Origin of the sequence: Streptomyces sp. NPDC058052 (assembly GCF_042885515.1) — a bacterium.
In the GTDB taxonomy this organism is placed as follows: domain Bacteria; phylum Actinomycetota; class Actinomycetes; order Streptomycetales; family Streptomycetaceae; genus Streptomyces.
This window is the reverse complement of the sequence record NZ_JBHVRX010000001.1, coordinates 108,425-128,505: the sequence shown is the minus strand read 5'-3', so window position 1 is coordinate 128,505 and position 20,081 is coordinate 108,425. Positions and strand designations below refer to the sequence as shown.

Annotated in this window: 18 protein-coding genes; 10 read left to right on the top strand and 8 right to left on the bottom strand. The window is 72.0% G+C overall.

All coding sequences use genetic code 11. The features are described from left to right. Nucleotides 1–62: 62 nt before the first annotated feature. From ACFVU3_RS00760 to ACFVU3_RS00740, 5 genes are all read left to right on the top strand, one after another. The gene (locus tag ACFVU3_RS00760; protein ID WP_390062472.1) at nucleotides 63–746 is read left to right on the top strand and encodes a spermidine synthase; all 684 of its coding nucleotides are present in this window, start codon (nucleotides 63–65) and stop codon (nucleotides 744–746) included. A 60-nt stretch (nucleotides 747–806) separates the two neighbouring features. Next, complete coding sequence (locus tag ACFVU3_RS00755; protein WP_390062470.1) at nucleotides 807–1,541, top strand: response regulator transcription factor; 735 nt, start codon at nucleotides 807–809, stop codon at nucleotides 1,539–1,541. Continuing rightward, the gene (locus tag ACFVU3_RS00750; protein WP_390062468.1) at nucleotides 1,538–2,632 is read left to right on the top strand and encodes an ATP-binding protein; all 1,095 of its coding nucleotides are present in this window, start codon (nucleotides 1,538–1,540) and stop codon (nucleotides 2,630–2,632) included. The genes ACFVU3_RS00755 and ACFVU3_RS00750 overlap by 4 nt, the downstream gene beginning before the upstream one ends. Nucleotides 2,633–2,901: 269 nt before the next feature. Continuing rightward, entirely contained in the window at nucleotides 2,902–6,696 is a 3,795-nt protein-coding gene (locus ACFVU3_RS00745) for a multifunctional oxoglutarate decarboxylase/oxoglutarate dehydrogenase thiamine pyrophosphate-binding subunit/dihydrolipoyllysine-residue succinyltransferase subunit (protein ID WP_390062466.1), read from the top strand. Nucleotides 6,697–6,779: 83 nt separating this feature from the next. Continuing rightward, nucleotides 6,780–6,965, top strand: coding sequence for a DUF6104 family protein (locus tag ACFVU3_RS00740; protein WP_030190019.1), 186 nt, complete (start codon nucleotides 6,780–6,782; stop codon nucleotides 6,963–6,965). A gap of 189 nt (nucleotides 6,966–7,154) precedes the next feature. Here ACFVU3_RS00740 and ACFVU3_RS00735 read toward each other — a convergent pair whose 3' ends face one another. Further along, nucleotides 7,155–7,970, bottom strand: a complete 816-nt coding sequence (locus tag ACFVU3_RS00735) for a hypothetical protein (protein ID WP_390062465.1) — start codon at nucleotides 7,968–7,970, stop codon at nucleotides 7,155–7,157. A gap of 187 nt (nucleotides 7,971–8,157) precedes the next feature. Between ACFVU3_RS00735 and ACFVU3_RS00730 the strand changes: the two genes are divergently transcribed. Together ACFVU3_RS00730 and ACFVU3_RS00725 are read left to right on the top strand one after the other, a co-directional pair. After that, entirely contained in the window at nucleotides 8,158–9,066 is a 909-nt protein-coding gene (locus tag ACFVU3_RS00730; protein ID WP_390062463.1) for a DUF4097 domain-containing protein, read from the top strand. Nucleotide 9,067: 1 nt separating this feature from the next. Continuing rightward, a complete protein-coding gene (locus ACFVU3_RS00725) occupies nucleotides 9,068–9,988 on the top strand; it encodes a helix-turn-helix transcriptional regulator (RefSeq protein WP_390062462.1) in 921 nt (306 codons plus the stop codon). Between the two features lie 18 nt (nucleotides 9,989–10,006). Here the strand turns inward: ACFVU3_RS00725 and ACFVU3_RS00720 are convergent, their stop codons facing one another. The 6 genes from ACFVU3_RS00720 to ACFVU3_RS00695 all read right to left on the bottom strand — a co-directional run bounded on the left by ACFVU3_RS00720 (nucleotide 10,007) and on the right by ACFVU3_RS00695 (nucleotide 15,923). Further along, entirely contained in the window at nucleotides 10,007–11,425 is a 1,419-nt protein-coding gene (locus tag ACFVU3_RS00720) for a cellulase family glycosylhydrolase (protein ID WP_390062993.1), read from the bottom strand. Between the two features lie 86 nt (nucleotides 11,426–11,511). Next, a complete protein-coding gene (locus ACFVU3_RS00715) occupies nucleotides 11,512–12,477 on the bottom strand; it encodes a zinc-binding dehydrogenase (protein WP_390062460.1) in 966 nt (321 codons plus the stop codon). A 76-nt stretch (nucleotides 12,478–12,553) separates the two neighbouring features. Further along, complete coding sequence (locus ACFVU3_RS00710) at nucleotides 12,554–13,162, bottom strand: GNAT family N-acetyltransferase (RefSeq protein WP_390062458.1); 609 nt, start codon at nucleotides 13,160–13,162, stop codon at nucleotides 12,554–12,556. Beyond that, on the bottom strand, nucleotides 13,159–13,809 hold the full coding sequence (locus ACFVU3_RS00705) for a hypothetical protein (RefSeq protein ID WP_390062457.1): 651 nt from the start codon (nucleotides 13,807–13,809) through the stop codon (nucleotides 13,159–13,161). Before ACFVU3_RS00705 ends, ACFVU3_RS00710 begins: the two co-directional genes overlap by 4 nt. After that, nucleotides 13,806–14,498 carry a TetR/AcrR family transcriptional regulator gene (locus tag ACFVU3_RS00700; RefSeq protein ID WP_390062455.1) on the bottom strand — a complete coding sequence of 231 codons (693 nt, stop codon included), beginning with the start codon at nucleotides 14,496–14,498 and terminating at the stop codon, nucleotides 13,806–13,808. Before ACFVU3_RS00700 ends, ACFVU3_RS00705 begins: the two co-directional genes overlap by 4 nt. Nucleotides 14,499–14,711: 213 nt before the next feature. Continuing rightward, nucleotides 14,712–15,923, bottom strand: coding sequence for an NADP-dependent malic enzyme (locus ACFVU3_RS00695; RefSeq protein ID WP_390062454.1), 1,212 nt, complete (start codon nucleotides 15,921–15,923; stop codon nucleotides 14,712–14,714). Nucleotides 15,924–16,471: 548 nt separating this feature from the next. Between ACFVU3_RS00695 and ACFVU3_RS00690 the strand changes: the two genes are divergently transcribed. The 3 genes from ACFVU3_RS00690 to ACFVU3_RS00680 are packed head-to-tail and all read left to right on the top strand — an operon-like array spanning nucleotide 16,472 to nucleotide 19,184. Beyond that, nucleotides 16,472–17,431 (top strand): ABC transporter substrate-binding protein, encoded by a 960-nt coding sequence (locus ACFVU3_RS00690; RefSeq protein ID WP_390062452.1) that lies wholly within the window; start codon nucleotides 16,472–16,474, stop codon nucleotides 17,429–17,431. Between the two features lie 41 nt (nucleotides 17,432–17,472). Next, nucleotides 17,473–18,420, top strand: a complete 948-nt coding sequence (locus ACFVU3_RS00685; RefSeq protein WP_390062450.1) for an amino acid ABC transporter permease — start codon at nucleotides 17,473–17,475, stop codon at nucleotides 18,418–18,420. Beyond that, nucleotides 18,417–19,184: an amino acid ABC transporter ATP-binding protein gene (locus ACFVU3_RS00680; protein WP_390062449.1), complete on the top strand. Its 768-nt coding sequence runs from the start codon at nucleotides 18,417–18,419 to the stop codon at nucleotides 19,182–19,184. The genes ACFVU3_RS00685 and ACFVU3_RS00680 overlap by 4 nt, the downstream gene beginning before the upstream one ends. Nucleotides 19,185–19,249: 65 nt before the next feature. Here the strand turns inward: ACFVU3_RS00680 and ACFVU3_RS00675 are convergent, their stop codons facing one another. Then, nucleotides 19,250–19,999, bottom strand: coding sequence for a class I SAM-dependent methyltransferase (locus ACFVU3_RS00675; RefSeq protein WP_390062992.1), 750 nt, complete (start codon nucleotides 19,997–19,999; stop codon nucleotides 19,250–19,252). Between the last annotated feature and the right edge of the window lie 82 nt (nucleotides 20,000–20,081).

Below are 20,081 nucleotides of genomic sequence, written 5' to 3'. Positions count from 1 at the left end.
CGTGCTCGGCGAGGATGGCCGGGACGACGCGTAGCGCACGACGAGACATGGAGTGACCGCCCATGAACAACCCCGTCACCCTCGACCGCCGCGAGGGCCCCTACGGCGAGGTCGTCCTGCGGCGCCGGGACGCCGGCGCCCGCACCGACTTCGAGATCATCGCCAACGGCACCTTCCTGATGGACACCTCCGACGGACGCTCCGAGCGTCTGCTCGTCGACGCGGCGATGGAGGCGCTGCCCGAGCCCGCGCGCGCGGGCGCGTCCGTCCTGATCGGCGGCCTCGGCGTCGGTTTCTCCCTCGCCCACGCCGCCGCCGACCCCCGCTGGGGCCGGATCGCGGTGGTCGAGCGGGAGGAGGCCATCATCGACTGGCACCGGAGCGGCCCGCTCGCGTCGCTCTCGGGGCGCGCCCTGGCCGACGAACGGACCGTGATCCTGCACACGGACCTCGTGGCGTACCTGGAGACGTCCCCGGACACCTATGACGCGCTGTGCCTGGACATCGACAACGGTCCCGACTGGACGGTCACCGAGGACAACGAATCCCTTTACGGCGCAAGGGGGTTGGCGTCCTGCGCGGCACGGTTGAACCCCGGCGGGGTGCTCGCCGTGTGGTCGGCGCGGCCGTCCGGCGATTTCGAGGAGTCCTTGCGGAATGCCGGATTCAACGGGGTACGGACGGAAGAGATCCCCGTTGCCCGGGGCGTCCCGGACGTGGTCCACCTCGGCGTCCGGCCTGCGTAGCCGGGACGCCGCCGGTACCTCTAGGCTGCTGCACCGACATCGGCGACGCGAGGCGGGGCAATGGAGCAGACACACACCACTCACCAGGGTGCGGCGACTCCGGGGGCCCAGCGGCGCGTCCTGGTCGTCGAGGACGACCCGACGATCGTGGAGGCGATCTCCGCCCGGCTGCGCGCGGAGGGCTTCCTGGTCCAGACGGCCACCGACGGCCCGGCGGCCGTGGAGGCGGCCGAGGCGTGGCAGCCGGACCTCATGGTGCTCGACGTGATGCTGCCCGGCTTCGACGGCCTGGAGGTCTGCCGCCGGGTGCAGGCGCAGCGCCCGGTGCCGGTGCTGATGCTCACCGCGCGGGACGACGAGACCGACATGCTGGTCGGGCTCGGCGTGGGCGCCGACGACTACATGACGAAGCCTTTCTCCATGCGCGAGCTGGCCGCCCGGGTGCACGTGCTGCTGCGCCGGGTGGAGCGTGCGGCGCTCGCCGCCGTGACCCCGCGCAGCGGGATCCTGCGCCTGGGCGAGCTGGAGATCGACCACGCGCAGCGCCGGGTCCGGGTGCGGGCGGAGGACGTGCACCTGACACCGACCGAGTTCGACCTGCTGGTCTGTCTGGCCAACACCCCGCGCGCGGTGCTCTCCCGGGAGCAGTTGCTGGCGGAGGTGTGGGACTGGGCGGACGCCTCCGGCACCCGGACCGTGGACAGCCACATCAAGGCGCTGCGCCGGAAGATCGGCGCCGAGCGGATCCGCACGGTGCACGGGGTCGGGTACGCGCTGGAGACCCCGGCGTCGTGAGCCTGCCGGGGCGGCGCACCGGACGGTCCCGGCGCCGGATCGTGATCTCGATCAAGACGAAGCTGGGCGCGCTGGTCGTCGGCGCGGTGCTGCTGACCTCCGGCCTGGCGCTGGTGGCGATCCGCACGTCCACCGAGTTCCGGTACATCACGATCTTCGCGATGATCGCGACGCTGCTGATCACGCAGTTCGTGGCGCAGTCGCTGACGGCTCCGCTGGACGAGATGAACACGGTGGCGGGGTCGATCTCGCGCGGTGACTTCTCGCGGCGGGTGCGGGGCGCGGACCGGCGCGACGAACTGGGCGACCTGGCGTCGACGATCAACCGGATGGCGGACGACCTGGAGGCGGTGGACCGGCACCGCAAGGAGCTGGTCGCCAATGTCTCGCACGAGCTGCGCACGCCGATCGCGGCGCTGCGGGCGGTGCTGGAGAACGTGGTCGACGGGGTCTCGGAGGCGGATCCGGAGACGATGCGGTCGGCGCTGAAGCAGACCGAGCGGCTGGGCCGGCTGGTGGAGACGCTGCTCGACCTGTCGCGGCTCGACAACGGTGTCGTACAGCTCCGGGCGCGCCGTTTCGAGGTGTGGCCGTATCTGTCCGGGGTGCTGCGGGAGGCGAATCTGGCCGCCGCGCAGCGCGGGCTCCCGTCGACGTCGGGTCTGCACCGGCGTACGGACGTGCATCTGCACCTGGACGTGTCGCCGTCCGACCTGACGGCGTACGCGGACGTGGAGCGGCTGCACCAGGTGATGGCGAACCTGATCGACAACGCGGTGAAGCACTCCCCGCCGCACGGGCGGGTGACGGTGCGGGCCCGGCGCGGTCCGTACCCGGAGTCGCTGGAGCTGGTGGTCCAGGACGAGGGTCCGGGCATCCCCGAGCAGGAGCGGCACAAGGTCTTCGAGCGGTTCAACCGGGGCACGGCCCCGGACCGGCAGGGGCCGGGGAGCGACGGGGGCACCGGTCTGGGGCTGGCGATCGCCCGCTGGGCGGTGGATCTCCACGGTGGCGGAATCGGCGTGGCCGAATCTTCACGCGGGTGCCGCATCCGCGTCACTCTTCCGGGCAGCCTTCCCCTGCGCGATTGACGTAGGGTTCGAACCGGAAGCGAACGTTCTGCGTGAACAAGGGCAGGACGTGGTCAGGGATGCGGCCGAAGACGGCCGTAGCCGCGCTTTTCCGTACCCTCACACCTGTGGAACCCCGCTTGTTTCCCGCCATTCACGGCGTCGAAACACCCCGTCAAGTGTGACTTGCGCGACGTTGGAGTGCCCGGCCTGCACGTCCCGGCCGGACAGGCGTAGCCTTTATTTCCGCTGTCCATCACCTTGCGAAGCGGAAGAGGGCGGTTGCCGCCGTGTCGTCTCAGTCCCCCAGTACCCCGAGCTCCCCGGCCGACCAAGACGGGCGTGGCGTGAGCCCCGCAGCCGCCTTCGGTGCCAACGAGTGGCTCGTCGACGAGATCTACCAGCAGTACCTCCAGGACCCGAATTCGGTCGATCGTGCCTGGTGGGACTTCTTCGCCGACTACAAGCCGGGTGCGGCGGAGACCCCGTCCGCCCCGGCCGCCACCACGACGGCCGCGCCCTCGGCGCAGCAGGCGGGCCCCGCACAGGCCGCACCTGCCGCTCCGGCCGCCGCCGTGCCCGCCCCGGCCCCGGCGCCCGTCGCCACTCCGGCCGCGGCACCGGCGAAGCCCGCCGCGGCCGCTCCGGCCGCCGTGAAGCCGGCCCCGGCCGCCGCTCCGGCGCCCGTCAAGGCCGCGCCGGCCGCCGAGGCGCCCGCCGGCCCCGAGCTGATCACGCTCCGTGGCCCGGCCGCCGCGGTCGCGAAGAACATGAACGCCTCGCTGGAGGTGCCGACGGCCACGTCCGTCCGCGCCGTCCCGGTGAAGCTGCTCTTCGACAACCGGATCGTCATCAACAACCACCTGAAGCGCGCCCGGGGCGGGAAGATCTCCTTCACCCACCTCATCGGCTACGCCATGGTGCAGGCGATCAAGGCCATGCCGTCCATGAACTACTCCTTCGCGGAGAAGGACGGCAAGCCGACCCTGGTCAAGCCGGAGCACGTGAACTTCGGTCTCGCCATCGACCTGGTGAAGCCGAACGGCGACCGCCAGCTCGTCGTCGCGGGCATCAAGAAGGCCGAGACGCTCAACTTCTTCGAGTTCTGGCAGGCGTACGAGGACATCGTCAAGCGCGCCCGCGTGGGCAAGCTGACGATGGAGGACTTCTCCGGCGTCACCGTCTCCCTGACCAACCCCGGCGGCCTCGGCACGGTCCACTCCGTGCCGCGTCTGATGCCCGGGCAGTCGGTCATCATGGGCGTCGGCTCGATGGACTACCCGGCCGAGTTCCAGGGCACCTCCCAGGACACCCTGAACAAGCTGGGCATCTCCAAGGTCATGACCCTGACCTCGACCTACGACCACCGGGTCATCCAGGGTGCCGCCTCCGGCGAGTTCCTGCGGATCGTCGCGAACCTCCTCCTCGGCGAGAACGAGTTCTACGACGAGATCTTCAAGTCGCTGCGGATCCCCTACGAGCCGGTCCGCTGGCTCAAGGACATCGACGCGTCGCACGACGACGACGTCACGAAGGCCGCCCGCGTCTTCGAGCTGATCCACTCCTACCGGGTCCGCGGCCACGTCATGGCCGACACCGACCCGCTGGAGTACAAGCAGCGCAAGCACCCCGACCTGGACATCACCGAGCACGGCCTCACCCTGTGGGACCTGGAGCGCGAGTTCGCGGTCGGCGGCTTCGCCGGCAAGTCGATGATGAAGCTCCGCGACATCCTCGGCGTCCTGCGCGACTCGTACTGCCGCACCACCGGCATCGAGTTCATGCACATCCAGGACCCGAAGCAGCGCAAGTGGATCCAGGACCGCGTCGAGCGTCCCCACGCGCGCGTGGAGCGCGAGGAGCAGCTCCGCATCCTCCGCCGCCTGAACGCGGCCGAGGCGTTCGAGACCTTCCTGCAGACGAAGTACGTCGGCCAGAAGCGCTTCTCCCTGGAGGGCGGCGAGTCCGTCATCCCGCTGCTCGACGCGGTCATCGACTCCGCCGCCGAGTCCCGCCTGGACGAGGTCGTCATCGGCATGGCCCACCGCGGCCGCCTCAACGTCCTCGCGAACATCGTGGGCAAGTCGTACGCGCAGATCTTCCGCGAGTTCGAGGGCAACCTCGACCCGAAGTCGATGCACGGCTCCGGCGACGTGAAGTACCACCTGGGCGCCGAGGGCACCTTCACCGGTCTCGACGGCGAGGAGATCAAGGTCTCCCTGGTCGCCAACCCCTCCCACCTGGAGGCGGTCGACCCGGTCCTGGAGGGTGTCGTCCGCGCCAAGCAGGACGTCATCAACAAGGGCGGCACGGACTTCACGGTCCTGCCGGTGGCCCTGCACGGCGACGCGGCCTTCGCGGGCCAGGGCGTGGTGGCCGAGACCCTGAACATGTCGCAGCTGCGCGGCTACCGCACCGGCGGCACGGTCCACATCGTCATCAACAACCAGGTCGGCTTCACGGCGGCTCCCGAGTCGTCCCGCTCCTCCATGTACGCCACCGACGTGGCCCGCATGATCGAGGCGCCGATCTTCCACGTGAACGGCGACGACCCGGAGGCCGTGGTCCGCGTCGCGCGGCTCGCCTTCGAGTTCCGCCAGACGTTCAACAAGGACGTCGTGATCGACCTCATCTGCTACCGCCGCCGCGGTCACAACGAGGGCGACAACCCGTCGTTCACCAACCCGCAGATGTACAACCTGATCGACAAGAAGCGTTCGGTGCGCAAGCTGTACACCGAGTCGCTCATCGGTCGCGGCGACATCACCCTCGAAGAGGCGGAGCAGTCGCTCCAGGACTTCCAGGGCCAGCTGGAGAAGGTCTTCGCGGAGGTCCGCGAGGCCACCGCCGCCCCGGCGGCGACGACCGTCCCGGACGCCCAGGCCGAGTTCCCGGTCGCCGTCACCACCGCGGTCTCCCAGGAGGTCGTGAAGCGGATCGCCGAGTCGCAGGTCAGCATCCCGGAGCGGGTCACCGTCCACTCCCGCCTGCTGCCGCAGCTCCAGCGCCGCGCGGCGTCGATCGACGACGGCACCATCGACTGGGGCTTCGGCGAGACCCTCGCCATCGGCTCCCTGCTGATGGAGGGCACCCCGGTCCGCCTGTCGGGCCAGGACACCCGCCGCGGCACCTTCGGCCAGCGCCACGCGGTCCTGGTCGACCAGGAGACCGGCGAGGACTACACCCCGCTGCTCTACCTGGCCGAGGACCAGGCCCACTTCAACGTCTACGACTCGCTGCTCAGCGAGTACGCGGCGATGGGCTTCGAGTACGGCTACTCGCTGGCCCGCCCCAGCTCCCTGGTGGTCTGGGAGGCCCAGTTCGGCGACTTCGTCAACGGCGCGCAGACCGTCGTCGACGAGTTCATCTCCTCGGCCGAGCAGAAGTGGGGCCAGACCTCCGGCGTCACGCTGCTCCTGCCCCATGGCTACGAGGGCCAGGGCCCGGACCACTCGTCCGCGCGCCCGGAGCGCTTCCTCCAGATGTGCGCCCAGGACAACATGACGGTCGCCATGCCGACGCTGCCGTCGAACTACTTCCACCTGCTGCGCTGGCAGGTCCACAACCCGCACCACAAGCCGCTCATCGTCTTCACCCCGAAGTCGATGCTGCGTCTGAAGGCCGCGGCGTCCAAGGTGGAGGAGTTCACCACCGGTGGCTTCCGCCCGGTGATCGGCGACTCGACCGTGAACCCGGCCGACGTCCGCAAGGTCGTCTTCTGCGCCGGCAAGGTCTACTACGACCTGGAGGCCGAGCGCCAGAAGCGCGGCGACACGGAGACCGCGATCATCCGTCTGGAGCGCCTGTACCCGCTGCCGGGTGCCGAGCTCCAGGCCGAGATCGCCAAGTACCCGAACGCGGCGAAGTACATCTGGGCGCAGGAGGAGCCGGCGAACCAGGGTGCGTGGCCGTTCATCGCGCTCAACCTGATCGACCACCTCGACCTGGCGGTCGGCGCGGACATCCCGGCGGGCGAGCGCCTGCGCCGGATCTCCCGCCCGCACTCCTCGTCCCCGGCGGTCGGCTCGGCCAAGCGTCACCAGGCGGAGCAGCAGCAGCTGGTCAACGAGGTCTTCGACGCCTGACGTCGGCACCTCGTCCGGAGGCCCGGCACCCCACCAGGGGTGCCGGGCCTCCGGCCTGTCCGGGCGGGCCTATCCTGGATCGCATGTACTTCACCGACCGTGGCATCGAGGAACTGGAGAAGCGGCGCGGCGAGGAGGAGGTCACCTTCGAGTGGCTCGCCGAGCAGCTGCGGACGTTCGTCGACCTCAACCCCGACTTCGAGGTGCCGGTCGAGCGCCTCGCGACCTGGCTGGCCCGCCTCGACGACGAGGACGAGGACGAGGAGTAGGACGAGCAGGACGAGCAGGACGACGCGTGGGGCGCGCAGGACGCGCAGGACGCGCGGACGCCTGAGGCCCCCTCCCGTGCGGGAGGGGGCCTCAGGCGTTCCGGTACGCGCGTGCGCGCCCTTCCGGTGCGTACGCGCGCGTGCTCTCCGGTACGCGTGTGCTTCCGGCGCGTGCGCGGGTGGGACGGGTCAGTGGTCGCGCAGGCGGTCGTAGGCGAGGCCGAGGGCGCCGTGGGCGACGAGGAGGGCTCCCGCCGTCGTCCAGCCGCCGCTGCGGCGGCCGAGCCCCCAGAGGAGCAGCGGGACGCCCGCGGCGAGCTGGACACCGCCGAGGACGCGCGCCTTCGGGCCGCGCAGGTACGGGCCGAGGGGGCCCTCCTCCACGACGTCGAGCTCGGCGAGGACGGCGTCGCGCCAGCCGGGCCATTCCAGCTGCTCGGCGCCGGCGGCGAGGGCGGCCTCGCGGAGCCGGCCGGGGGCGTCGCCGGGGTCGACGCCGGCGGGCAGGCCGAGCCCGGTGCGGGCGAGGACGGCGACGAGGCCGAGGAGGCGGGAGCGGGCGTCGGCCCCGGGGTCGGGGAGGGTGAGCGGCTCCAGGGCCTGGACGTCGAGGACCGGGTCGAGGGCGAGGCGGTCGGCGAAGGTCCGCATGGCCTCGTCCTCGCCGACCGGGGTGCCGTCGGCGAGCCAGGTGTAGCCGACGGTGCGGCGGAAGCCGGCGGCGAGGGTGACCCCGGCGCGGTCCCCGTCCCACCAGAGGGCGAGGACGGGCCAGGTGGCGGCGGAGACGGCGAGGGCGGTGGCCCAGCCGGTGACGACCCGCTCGACGGGCTCCCCGCCGTCCTGCCAGGGCTTCCCCTCCGGTACGAGGACGCTCCAGTCGGCCCCGGCGGGGGCCAGGAGCAGCCGCTCGCGCAGGAGCTGGGCGGGCGGCCGGACCGTCGGGGGGTCGGCTCGGCACAGCAGCAGCGCCCCTGCGGGGCTCGGTCCGGATGTCGCGTTCATGGGCCCTACGCTAGGTCAATTTGTCCGTGTACGGCGGTGATTGCGCCGACCCTGTCAGGGATGAATCAGGGTTGACTCCGCCCCACCGCGATATATCGTGAATCTCGAAGTCGCGATATGTTGCGTCGCCAGGCGCTGCTCGACGAGAGCTTCGAGGAATGCTTCGAGGAAACGGGAGGTCCGCACCATGACCGAGTGGTCCGTCACCGAGCCGGTGAAACTCGCGCCCACCGACCCCGTGACACGGCTGCGCATCCGCGTCGTGGGCGGCGCGGTGAACGTGGTGGGCACCGACGAGAGCACGGCACGGGTGGAGATCTCCGAGATCGACGGCCCGCCCCTGGTCGTCACCCAGGAGGGCTCCACCCTGACCGTCGCCTACGAGGACCTGCACTGGAAGGGCATCCTCAAGTGGATCGACACCAAGCCCCACCGGCGGCGGGCGGTGGTCTCGGTCGCCGTCCCGGCCGGCGCCGAGGTCGAGGTGGGCGCGGTCATGGCGGACACGGTGGTCTCCGGCCTGCGGGGCCGCACCGAGGTGCGCGGGGTGACCGGTGCCACCACGCTCGTGGGGCTCTCCGGTCCGGTCCGCGCCGAGACCGTCTCGGGCGCCCTGGAGGCCCAGTCGGTGACCGGCGCGCTGCGGGTGACCTCGGTGACCGGTGACGTGACGGTGATCGAGGGCTCCGGCTCGGCGGTACGGGCGGAGACGGTCAGCGGGGACATGGTCCTCGACCTGGACCCGGCACCGGCCGGGGCCCCGCCGGCCGACATCCGGCTCACCAGCGTCTCCGGCGAGGTCGCCATCCGGCTGCCGCACCCGGCGGACGCCCGGGTCGAGGCGAGCACCACCAGCGGCGCGGTGTCGAACGCCTTCGAGGACCTGCGGGTGGGCGGCGAGTGGGGCACCAAGTCCATCACCGGCACGCTCGGCGCGGGCAGCGGCACGCTCAAGGCGACCACGGTCTCCGGATCGATCGCCCTGCTCCGCCGCCCCGAGTCCGCCGAGGAGCCGGAGTCCCCGTCCGCCGGCCCGGCCGGCCCCTCCGCCGGCCTCACCGACCCCACCGCCCCCGCGTCCGGAAAGGTGCTCTGACATGTCCCCCGTCTTCGCGCACGGCCGACTCCGCCTCTACCTGCTCAAGCTGCTCGACGAGGCCCCCCGTCACGGCTACGAGGTGATCCGGCTCCTGGAGGAGCGCTTCCAGGGGCTGTACGCGCCCTCCGCCGGCACGGTCTACCCCCGGCTGGCCAAGCTGGAGGCCGAGGGGCTCGTCACCCACACCAGCGAGGGGGGCCGGAAGGTCTACTCGATCACCGACGCGGGCCGCTCCGAGCTGGCCGGCCGGGACGCCGAACTCGACGCCCTGGAGCGGGAGATCCGGGACTCCGTCGCGGAGCTGGCCGCCGAGATCCGCGAGGACGTCCGGGGCGCGGCGGGCCGGGTGCGCAGCGAGATGCGCGCGGCGGCGAGCCGGACCCGGACGGCGGAGGGCTCCTCCTTCGCCGACGCCAGGGAGGAGCTGCGCAAGGCCAAGCGGGAGTGGAAGGAGCAGGCCCGGCAGGCGAAGGAGGAGGCGCAGTCCGCGAAGCTCCAGGCGAAGGAGTTCCAGCGGATCGCCCAGCAGGTGCAGGACGAGGTCCAGAGCCGTTTCGCCAGGGGCGAGTGGCCGCAGACCGTCTGGGAGGGCCTGTCGGGGATCACCGCGCAGCTGGGCGACCTCGTCCAGGGCCACCACTCTCGGGGCCGCGCCGGGGCCGCGGACGCCCCCGCCGCGGCCCCGGAGGCGGGGACGCGCGCGGAGGCGGCGGAGGCGCCCGCGTGGGCGCGGGACACGGCGGGGTCGGGCGAGCCGGCCCGGGACCTGGACCGGCTGCTCGACCGGTTCCGGGACGAGATCCGGGACGCGGCCCGCGACCAGGGGGTGACGGACACCCAGCTGGCGGCGGCCCGCGACCACCTGGCCACGGCGGCGACCCGGATCACCGGGCTGCTCCACCGCCGCCCGGGCGTCTGAGCGGCGCCCGCCCCGGCGTCAGGGGCGGGCGGCGGCCCGGGTCACGGTGACGGTGACCCGGGCGTCCGGCGCGGCGAGGACGCGGACCTTGCCGCGGTCCCGGTCGCGCAGGACGAGGGCCCCGCGGGCCGTGACCTTCCAGTCGCCGGACGGGAGGGCCAGTTCGGTGACGCGGGAGCCGCGGCGCCCGGCGGCGTCGTACTCCAGGCGGTAGACGCCGGCCGCCGGGTCGTAGGCGGAGGCGCGGACCCGGCCGGCGACGGCCTCGGCGTACGGCTCGGCGGTCAGCTCCTTGTTGGTGCGGAAGGCACCGGTGCCGTCGACGGCGCAGTAGCCGCCGCCGTAGCACCACTCCCAGCCGGTCCAGCCGGAGCCGTACCGGCCGAGGGAGGCCATGGCCTCGCGGTAGAAGCGGTTCATGTTCGGGAGGGAGTTGTTGAGCGGCCCCCACTCCCCCACGAGCACGGGGACCTTGTACTCCTTGGGGTAGAGGGTGACCGCCGCCTCGTAGTTCTCGATCCAGCGGGCCGCGGGGTCGTAGTCGCCGCCCACCTCCATCGCGCTGTTGTAGAAGTGCGGGGCGTAGACGACCTTCGGGTCGTCGATCCGGCCCAGCCCGGTCGGGACGCCCTCGCCGACGATCGGGGTCGGCTCGACAAAGATCCAGGAGTCCTGGTCGACCGAGCGGATCGCGTCCGCGATCCGGTTGTACATCGGGGTGATCTGCTCCCGCTCGATGCGCCGGGCGGCCGTCGCCAGGTCCTCGCCCTCGCGCAGCTCGCCCATCGGTTCGTTGATCAGGTCGTAGCCGAGGACGGCCGGGTGGTCCTCGAAGCGGTCGGCGAGCACCTGCCACATGCGGGCCTGGGCGCGGCGCAGGTCCTCGTCCTCGTAGAGGTGGGTGAAGGCGCGCTGGACGGCGGGCTCGAAGTACTCGGAGAACCAGTCGTCGGGGTGCGGGGTGAAGGGCAGCCCGTCGGTCCGGGTGGCCCAGGCGGGGATGCCCCGGTGGTCGAAGGCGGGGCCGAAGACGTCCTGGTGGGCGTCGAGGATGACCTTGACGTCGTGCTTCGCCGCCCAGTCCAGGACCCGCTCGATCTTGCGGAGGTAGGGCCGGCTGTACTGCCCGGGGCGGGGCTCCAGGTCGTCCCAGAAGACCAGCAGCCGGGCCGTGTTGAAGCCCTTGGCCCGCATGTCCCGGAAGTGCTTCTCGGTGACCGAGGAGAGGGCGGCGTCACCGCTGTGCGCCTTGTCGCCGACGTTCCAGCCGCGCAGCGTGAGGACGCGGCCCCGGGAGTCGGTGAGGGCGGGGATCCCGTCCCCGCCGGTGCCGCCCTCGGCGCGGGCCGTGGTGGTGCCGGTGGCTCCGGCGGTGGGGGCGAGGGGGGCGAGCAGGGAGGCGGCGACGGCGGTCGCCACGAGGGTGGTGCGTGACAAGCGGGACACGAGGACCTCCGGCACGAGGAAGTGAGCGTTGTTCACGTTTCACGTGCCGGAGATCTCATCAGGTCGACCGACCTGTATCAAGAGGTCGTCAGCACGATCTTTCCGAAGAGGTCGCCGGCGGCCATCTTCTCGAAGCCCTCGCGGGCCCGGTCCAGCGGCAGCACCTCGTCGATCACCGGGCGGACGCCGGTGGCCGCGCAGAAGGAGAGCAGGTCCTCCAGCTCGTCCTTGGAGCCCATCGTCGAGCCGACGACCTTCAGCTCCAGGAAGAAGATCCGGGTCAGTTCGGCGTGCGAGGGACGGTCGCCGCTGGTGGCGCCGGAGATCACCAGAGTGCCGCCGGGGCGCAGGGACTTGACCGAGTGGGACCAGGTGGCGGCGCCGACGGTCTCGATGACGGCGTCCACCCGCCGCGGCAGCCGCGCCCCGGGCTCGTACGCCTCGACGGCGCCGAGCTCCACGGCCCGCTTCCGCTTGGCCTCGTCCCGGCTGGTGGCGAAGACCCGCAGGCCGGCGGCCTTGCCGAGGACGATCGCGGCGGTGGCGACGCCACCGCCCGCGCCCTGGACGAGGATCGAGTCGCCGGGGCGGACCCCGGCGTTGGTGAAGAGCATCCGGTAGGCGGTCAGCCAGGCGGTGGGGAGGCAGGCGGCCTCGGCGAAGGAGAGCTCCCTCGGCTTGGGCAGGACGTTCCAGCTGGGGACGGTGACGCGCTCGGCGAAGGTGCCCTGGTAGCGCTCGGTGAGGATGGAGCGGGGCTCGTCCGGCCCGACGCCGTGGCCGGTCTGGCCGATGACGGAGTGCAGGACGACCTCGTTGCCGTCCTCGTCGATCCCCGCGGCGTCGCAGCCGAGGATCATCGGCAGCTTCTCCTCGGGCAGTCCGACCCCGCGCAGCGACCACAGGTCGTGGTGGTTGAGCGAGGCGGCCTTGACGGTGACGGTGGTCCAGCCGGGACGCGCCTCGGGCTCGGGGCGTTCGCCCAACTCGAGTCCGTTCAAGGGCTGGTCGCGGTCGATTCGGGCGGCGTAGGCAGCGAACATGGCCCCGACCCTAGGCGGCGGCGGGGACCGCGCGGAACCACGCGCCGGTGTGACGCATGTCCTGACGGCCCGGCCCTCATCCGCCGCCCGCCGGCGCCGGCGCCGGCCGCCCCATCGCGGCGGTCACCAGGGGGCCGATCGGGACGCGCTCCAGGAGCGTGAAGCCGAAGCGGCGGTACAGCGGGACGTTCGCGGGGTCTGCGGTGGTGAGGAAGACACCGGCGCCGGCCGGGAGGGCCCCGAGGACGTGGTCGAGGAGGAGTCGGCCCGCACCCCGCCCGGCCGCCTCGGGCACCACCCCGACGAACTCCAGGGTCCAGGCGCCCGGGGGCGCGAGGCGCTCGGCGGCGTGGAGGTGGCGGAGCGTGCGGGCGAGGGCGGCGGGTCCGCACCGCGCCGCCACCCGCGCCGTCCACGCCCCCGCGGCGAGGGGGCCGGGACCGGCCCCGGGCGGGGTGAGCACGGCGGCGGCGACCGGCGCGCCGGAGGCGTCGGCGAGCAGATGGCGGCGGGCGCCGGGCAGCGCCTCCTGGGTGCGGAGGGTGGCGTCGAACCACGCGTGCCGCACCCGGCCGGAGCCGCCGGTGATCCAGCGGACGGCCGGTTCGCGGACGAAGGCGGCGGCGAGCACCCGGACGCACTCCGCCGTCCCCGGACGGTCGTCGACGGCGTGCGGCCCGGTCACCGGGTGTCCTCCCGGCCCCCGGCCGGAGGTGCGGCGGGCTCGGCCTCCGGCACGAGGTGGCAGACGAGCAGCTTCAGGAAGAACAGCGGGCCGAACCAGATCAGGCCGGGCGGCACGGTCAGCCAGAAGAAGCCGGTCAGGACGGCGGCGGTGTACGCGCCCATCGCCACCGGCCGGCGTACCGGGGCGGGTGAGAACTCGACGAGGAGGGCGCCCGCGGCGAGGAGCGCGGCGTTGCCGAGGAACCAGCCGGGGTCGCCGTCGAGGAGCAGGGCCGCGACGACGGCGAGGTGGAGGAGGTGGGCGGAGACGAAGAGCAGGCGGGTGCGGCGGGCGCCGGGCCGGGGGCGGTGGTACCAGCGCTTGGCCGCGTTCGTCGCGTTGGTGAGGACGCCGCCGAGGAGGTCGAGGGCGATCAGGGCGGTGACCGCGAGCTGGAGTCCCGACCAGCCGCGGAGCGTGCCACCGGACCACGTCCCGGCGGCGAGGAGGACGGCGCAGACCCCGACGCCGGCCGCCTCCACGACGGACTCGGCGCGGGTCTTGCCGGGGCCCATGAAGCGTTCGAGCCGGCCGAGGAGGCCGGGCGGGGCCGGCGGCGTCCGGTCGGGAAAAAGGCCCGCGGGCCCCCGGTCCGTACCGCTCATGCCCGCCCGCCTCCCCACAGCCCGGCGAGGAGCTCGCGGACCTGGCCGGCGCCGGACCCGTCCGGCCCTCCCGGCCCGCCCGGCCCTCCCGGCCCGCCCGGCCCTCCCGGCCCGTCCGGCCCTCCCGGCCCGTCCGGCCCTCCCGGTCCGCCCGGTCCGGCCGGTCCGTCGGCCGCCCGGGCGAGGGCCCAGAGGTCCGCGGCCCGCAGCACGGCCTCGGTGGCGCCGACCAGCAGGTCCCGGTCGATGTCGGTGCGGATGACGCCGAGGCGCTGCCCGTCCGTCACGAGCGCCTCGAACCAGCCGGTCCAGCCGCCACGCGCCCCGTCCGTCTCCCGGACGGCGCGGGCGGCGAGGGCGAGGTCGTCGGGGTGGTCCCGCAGATGGGCGGCGAGCGCCCCCGTACCGGCCTCCAGGCCCGCCCAGAGGCCGGCGGCGTCGGCGGCGGGCGCCCAGGGGCCCAGGGCGGCGAGCAGGCGCTCCAGCACGTCGGCCAGGACGGCGCCGAGGAGGTCGTCGCGTCCGTCGAAGTACTGGTAGGCGGCGGTCTTCGAGATGCCGGCGGCCTCGATGATCCGGTTGTACGAGGCGGTGTCGGGCCCGTCGGCGGCGAAGTGCGCGCGGGCGACGTCCAGGATGGCGGCCCGGCGCTCGGCGGGGAGGCGGTGGAAGCGGGGCAGAGGGCTCATGAACCGATAGTACGCACCACCAGGGTGCACCACCAGTACACCCAGTCGGTCCGCCCCGGACGGGCCGAAGAACCCGCCCGTTCGGCCCACTCTCTCCGGACAGGCGCAGGGTCCGCCCGTTCGGCCCACTCCCCTCCGGGCACGCCGAAGGGCCCCGCTCGGTCCGATGCGGCGGACCGGGCGGGGCCCTTCCAGGGGCTTCCGCGGCTGGTGTCAGCGGCGGGCGACGCCCTCGGCGCGGGCGGCGGCGGCGACCGCGGCCGCGACGGCCGGGGCGACCCGGTCGTCGAACGGCGACGGGATGACGCAGTCGGCGGCGAGCGCGTCACCGACGACACCGGCGATGGCGTCGGCGGCGGCGATCTTCATGCCCTCGGTGATCCGGGAGGCCCGGACCTGGAGCGCGCCGGCGAAGATGCCGGGGAACGCGAGGACGTTGTTGATCTGGTTGGGGTAGTCCGAACGGCCGGTGGCCACGACCGCCGCGTACTTGTGCGCGACGTCCGGGTGGACCTCGGGGTTCGGGTTGGCCATGGCGAAGACGAAGGCGTCCTTGGCCATGGAGGCGACGGCCGCCTCGGGGACCGTGCCGCCGGAGACGCCGATGAAGACGTCGGCGCCGGCGAGGGCGGTCTCCAGGGAGCCGGAGAGGCCCGCCTTGTTGGTGAGCCCGGCGATCTCGCGCTTGACGTCGGTGAGGTCCTCGCGGTCGCTGCTGACGACGCCCTTGCGGTCGGCGACGCAGACGTCGCCGATGCCGGCCTCCAGCAGGAACTTGGCGATGGCCACGCCGGCCGCGCCCGCGCCGGAGATGACGGCGCGCAGGTCGCCGAGGGTCCGGCCGGTCAGCTTCGCCGCGTTCCGCAGGGCGGCGAGGGTGACGATGGCGGTGCCGTGCTGGTCGTCGTGGAAGACCGGGATGTCGAGGCGCTCCTGGAGCTTGCGCTCGATCTCGAAGCACCGCGGGGCCGAGATGTCCTCCAGGTTCACGCCGCCGAAGGACGGGGCGAGCCGGACGACGGTCTCGACGATCTCGTCGGTGTCGGTGGTCGCGAGGGCGATCGGGACGGCGTCCACGCCGCCGAACTGCTTGAAGAGGATCGCCTTGCCCTCCATGACCGGGAGGGACGCCTCCGGGCCGATGTCGCCGAGGCCGAGGACGGCGGTGCCGTCGGTGACGACGGCGACGACCTGGGACTTCCACGTGTAGTCGTGGACCAGCTCGGGCCGCTCGGCGATGGCGGTGCACACCTTGGCGACGCCAGGGGTGTACGCGAGGGACAGGTCGTCCTTGTTACGGACGGGGACGGTGGCCTGGATGGCCATCTTGCCACCGCGGTGGAGAGCGAAAGCCGGGTCGAAGGGCTCCTCGGGAGCTCCTTCCGTTCCGCTCTCGCTGCGAGGATTGACGATCTCCGCTGCCATTTGGGTGAGACCCCTTTTATGTCTGTTGTCGAGGGTTTCCGCTCCTGGTGTGGAGCGGTGGGCGGGTCCCGCGGCCGCCGTGTCGGGCAGCCGCGCGGGCGCGCCGCACAACGCGCCCTGAGCCCCGGATGAGGGGTGTAAGGATCCTTCTTACCGGACAGACGGCACCGCAGACGAGTCCGTATCCGCTCGGTGACGCGACTCATACCGAGTGCTTCCGGACGCGGACGGAGAACGACTCGTCACCCGATATCAGGAAACATGCCGGCAGCGCCCGTTTGGCTCTCTTCGTGCCGTCCGAATGGCGAGATCAACCGCAGATTCTTCGGTGAAACGGGAAGGGTACGAAAGATGATCCGGCCTTGATGTACCGGCCTGTCGGGGTTCGGGCGCGACCCGTTACCCGATTTTGACATCCGTGGCCGTCGGTTTGAGGCGGTCCGAATGGCAAGATGCCGTAATCACACGAGGTCGCGACACTCGAAGATGCGTACGCGACCAGTGGCAACGCCTATGGCAACTCCCTCATACGCCGGAGGATCCCGACCATGACCGCACGCTCCACGCGCTGTACGACCGCCGCCAAGACCCGCACGTCCCGTCTTGCCGCGGTCGCCGCCATCGCGGTCGCCGGCTCCGTGCTGCTGACCGCCTGCGGCGACCAGACCGACAGCGGTTCCACGAAGGAGAGCGGCACCGCCGCCAACTCCGCCCCGCTCTTCTCCAAGCTGCCCGCCGACATCCAGAAGGCCGGCGTCATCAAGGTCGGCACGGACGCCTCGTACGCCCCGATGGAGTTCACCGAGAACGGCAAGATCGTCGGTGTCGACCCCGACATCGCCGCCGCCCTCTCCAAGCAGCTCGGCGTGAAGCTCGAGTTCACCTCGGGCACCTTCGACGGCCTGATCACCGGCCTGGAGTCCGGCCGCCACAGCCTCGTCATGTCCTCCATGACGGACAACAAGAAGCGCCAGGAGGGCCTGGACGACGACGGGAAGAAGATCGGCAAGGGCGTCGACTTCGTCGACTACTTCTCCTCCGGCGTCTCCCTGCTGGTCAAGAAGGGCAACCCGCAGGGCGTCAACTCCCTCGACGACCTCTGCGGCAAGACCGTCGCCGTCCAGCGCGGCACGATCTACGAGGACACCTTCAAGGCCCAGGCCGAGAAGTGCGGCTCGAACAAGCTCACGATCCAGGCGTTCGACACCGACGCCGAGGCCCAGACCCGCGTGAAGGCCGGCGGCGCCGTCGCGGACCTGAACGACTACCCGGTCGCCGCGTACATCGCGAAGACCTCCGGCGGCGGCAACGACTTCGAGGTCGTCGGCAACCAGACCGACGTCGGCCTCATGGGCATCGCCGTCTCCAAGGACGACACCCAGCTGCGCGACGCCGTCAAGGAAGCGCTCGACGCGATCATCAAGGACGGCACCTACGCCGAGGCCCTGAAGAAGTGGGACGTCGAGGACAGCGCGGTCAAGTCGGCCACCGTCAACGCCGGCAAGTGACCTGCCCGCTTCCCCCCTCGCACCACTGAAGGGCAGTCGTCATGACTGACAAGCTCAGCAAGGACCCGGCCCCCACGCCGGGCTCCGGCTCCCCGGCCACGCCGTACGAGGCCATCAAAGCCGTCCCCGTACGCCACTACGGGCGCTGGATCAGCGCCGTGGTGGTCGTGGTCCTCCTCGGATGGCTCGTCTACGCCTTCTCCCAGGGCAAGATCATCTGGGCCACGGTGTGGGACAAGCTGTTCGACGCGTCGATCATCGACGGCCTGTGGAACACGATCATCATCAGCGTCGCCTCGATGGCGCTCGGCCTGGTGCTCGGCATCGTCTTCGCCGTCATGCGCCTGTCGAACAACCCGGTCACGGGCGCGGTGGCGTGGCTCTACATCTGGTTCTTCCGCGGCACGCCGGTCTACGTCCAGCTGCTGGTCTGGTTCAACCTGTCGCTGATCTTCGAGTACATCAACCTCGGGCCGATCTACAAGAACGAGACCGTGGACGTCATGACGCCGTTCATGGTCGCCCTCCTGGGCCTCGGCCTGAACGAGGGCGCCTACATGGCGGAGATCGTCCGCGCCGGCATCCAGTCGGTCGACGAGGGCCAGACCGAGGCGGCGCACGCGCTCGGCATGTCCCAGACGAAGACCATGCGCCGGATCGTGCTGCCGCAGGCGATGCGGGTCATCGTGCCGCCGACGGGCAACGAGTTCATCAACATGCTGAAGACCTCGTCGCTGGTCTCGGCCGTGCAGTACACCGAACTGCTCCGCGCTTCCTCGAACATCGGCAGCACCTCCAGCGCCGTGATGGAGATGCTCTTCGTGGCCTCCATCTGGTACCTGGCGCTGACCAGCGTGTTCAGCGTGGGCCAGTACTACCTGGAGCGCCGTTTCGCCCGGGGTTCGCTCCGCAGCCTGCCGCCCACCCCGTGGCAGCGGGTCAAGACGAACCTCGCCACCTTCAAGCGCTCCCCGGAGGCGACGCGATGACCGGTCAGCTCATGGTCAAGGCGGAGGGCGTCCACAAGTCCTACGGCGCCGCCCACATCCTCCGCGGCATCGACCTGGAGGTCCGCAGCGGCGAGGTCTTCTGCCTGGTCGGCCCGTCCGGCTCCGGCAAGTCGACCTTCCTGCGCTGCATCAACCACCTGGAGCGCATCGACGGCGGCCGGCTCTCGGTCGACGGGCAGCTCGTGGGCTACCGCCAGAAGGGCGACAAGCTCTACGAGCTGAAGGACAGCGAGGTCGCGGCCCAGCGCCGGGACATCGGCATGGTCTTCCAGCGCTTCAACCTGTTCCCCCACATGACGGCCCTGGCCAACGTGATGGAGGCACCCATCCAGGTGAAGGGCGAGTCCAAGGCCGTCGCCCGCGAGCGGGCCGAGCGCCTGCTCGACCGGGTCGGCCTGAGCGACCGGATGGGCAACTACCCGTCCCAGCTCTCCGGCGGCCAGCAGCAGCGCGTCGCCATCGCCCGCGCGCTGGCGATGGAGCCGAAGCTGATGCTCTTCGACGAGCCGACCTCGGCGCTCGACCCGGAGCTCGTCGGTGACGTCCTCGACGTCATGCGGGACCTGGCCGAGTCGGGCATGACGATGATCGTCGTCACCCACGAGATGGGCTTCGCCCGGGAGGTCGGCGACTCGCTGGTCTTCATGGACGGCGGCGTGGTGGTCGAGTCCGGCCACCCGCGGGAGGTCCTGGGCAACCCGCAGCACGACCGGACGAAGGCGTTCCTGTCCAAGGTGCTGTAACGGCCGATGCGGAAGGGGCGGTGCGGGCCTGGTGCCCGTACCGCCCCTTCCGCGCGTCCGGCGGCCTACTTCACGGCCAGCAGCAGGGTGTCCGAGGGCGAGCACCAGACCGGGCGGGCCTCGCCGAAGCCGGCGGCCCGCAGGGTGTCGGCGTGCCAGCCGGCCGAGGGCATGTCGCCGTCGGCGTGCTCGCCGTAGATCTCGAAGCGCCGGGCGGTCGGCTCCGCGAGGACCGGGTCCTTCGCGGCGAGCGCCCACCACTCGGCCCAGTCGAGGACGCCGGCGGCCTTCTCCTCGTCCATCCGGGCGTGCCGACGGGCCCGCTCGGCGGCGTTGATGCGCGGGGTGGCCTGGTCGATCATGTGGTCGGCGTTCATGAAGACCCCGCCGTCCCGGACGAGCCCGGCGACCTGCCCGTAGAGGGTGGTGAGGGGCTCGCTGTGCAGCCAGTGCAGGGCGGTGGCGGTGAGGACGGCGTCGTACGTGTCGTACGGCAGCGTCTTCGTCCACTCCGGGTCCTTGAGGTCGGCCGTCACGAAGGTGACGCGCGCGTCGCCCTCGAAGGTGCCGCGGGCGATGGCGAGCAGCGCAGGGTCGAGGTCGACACCGGTGGAGACCGCGTCCGGGAACCTCCGGAGGAGCCTGTCCGTGATACTTCCCGTACCGCAGGCGAGGTCGAGGACGCGGGGCTCCGGCCCCACCAGCGCCTCGACCATGTCGAGCATGACGCGGAACCGCTCCTCGCGGTCCGGCATGTACCACTCCTGCTGACGGTCCCAGCTCTGCTGCCAGCCCGCCCAGTCGGTGTCGCCCATGTCCGTACCCTCCGTCGTCTTCACCGCGGAACACCAGAGAACGTAATACCCTCGAAGGGGCAACACCGGTTACCCCCTCGCC

Coding starts and splice junctions, on each gene's coding strand:
- ACFVU3_RS00760 (WP_390062472.1), top strand. CDS start 63: ATGAACAACCCCGTCACCCTCGACCGCCGCGAGGGCCCCTACGGCGAG.
- ACFVU3_RS00755 (WP_390062470.1), top strand. CDS start 807: ATGGAGCAGACACACACCACTCACCAGGGTGCGGCGACTCCGGGGGCC.
- ACFVU3_RS00740 (WP_030190019.1), top strand. CDS start 6,780: ATGTACTTCACCGACCGTGGCATCGAGGAACTGGAGAAGCGGCGCGGC.
- ACFVU3_RS00735 (WP_390062465.1), bottom strand. CDS start 7,970: ATGAACGCGACATCCGGACCGAGCCCCGCAGGGGCGCTGCTGCTGTGC.
- ACFVU3_RS00730 (WP_390062463.1), top strand. CDS start 8,158: ATGACCGAGTGGTCCGTCACCGAGCCGGTGAAACTCGCGCCCACCGAC.
- ACFVU3_RS00725 (WP_390062462.1), top strand. CDS start 9,068: ATGTCCCCCGTCTTCGCGCACGGCCGACTCCGCCTCTACCTGCTCAAG.
- ACFVU3_RS00715 (WP_390062460.1), bottom strand. CDS start 12,477: ATGTTCGCTGCCTACGCCGCCCGAATCGACCGCGACCAGCCCTTGAAC.
- ACFVU3_RS00705 (WP_390062457.1), bottom strand. CDS start 13,809: ATGAGCGGTACGGACCGGGGGCCCGCGGGCCTTTTTCCCGACCGGACG.
- ACFVU3_RS00700 (WP_390062455.1), bottom strand. CDS start 14,498: ATGAGCCCTCTGCCCCGCTTCCACCGCCTCCCCGCCGAGCGCCGGGCC.
- ACFVU3_RS00695 (WP_390062454.1), bottom strand. CDS start 15,923: ATGGCAGCGGAGATCGTCAATCCTCGCAGCGAGAGCGGAACGGAAGGA.
- ACFVU3_RS00690 (WP_390062452.1), top strand. CDS start 16,472: ATGACCGCACGCTCCACGCGCTGTACGACCGCCGCCAAGACCCGCACG.
- ACFVU3_RS00685 (WP_390062450.1), top strand. CDS start 17,473: ATGACTGACAAGCTCAGCAAGGACCCGGCCCCCACGCCGGGCTCCGGC.
- ACFVU3_RS00680 (WP_390062449.1), top strand. CDS start 18,417: ATGACCGGTCAGCTCATGGTCAAGGCGGAGGGCGTCCACAAGTCCTAC.
- ACFVU3_RS00675 (WP_390062992.1), bottom strand. CDS start 19,999: ATGGGCGACACCGACTGGGCGGGCTGGCAGCAGAGCTGGGACCGTCAG.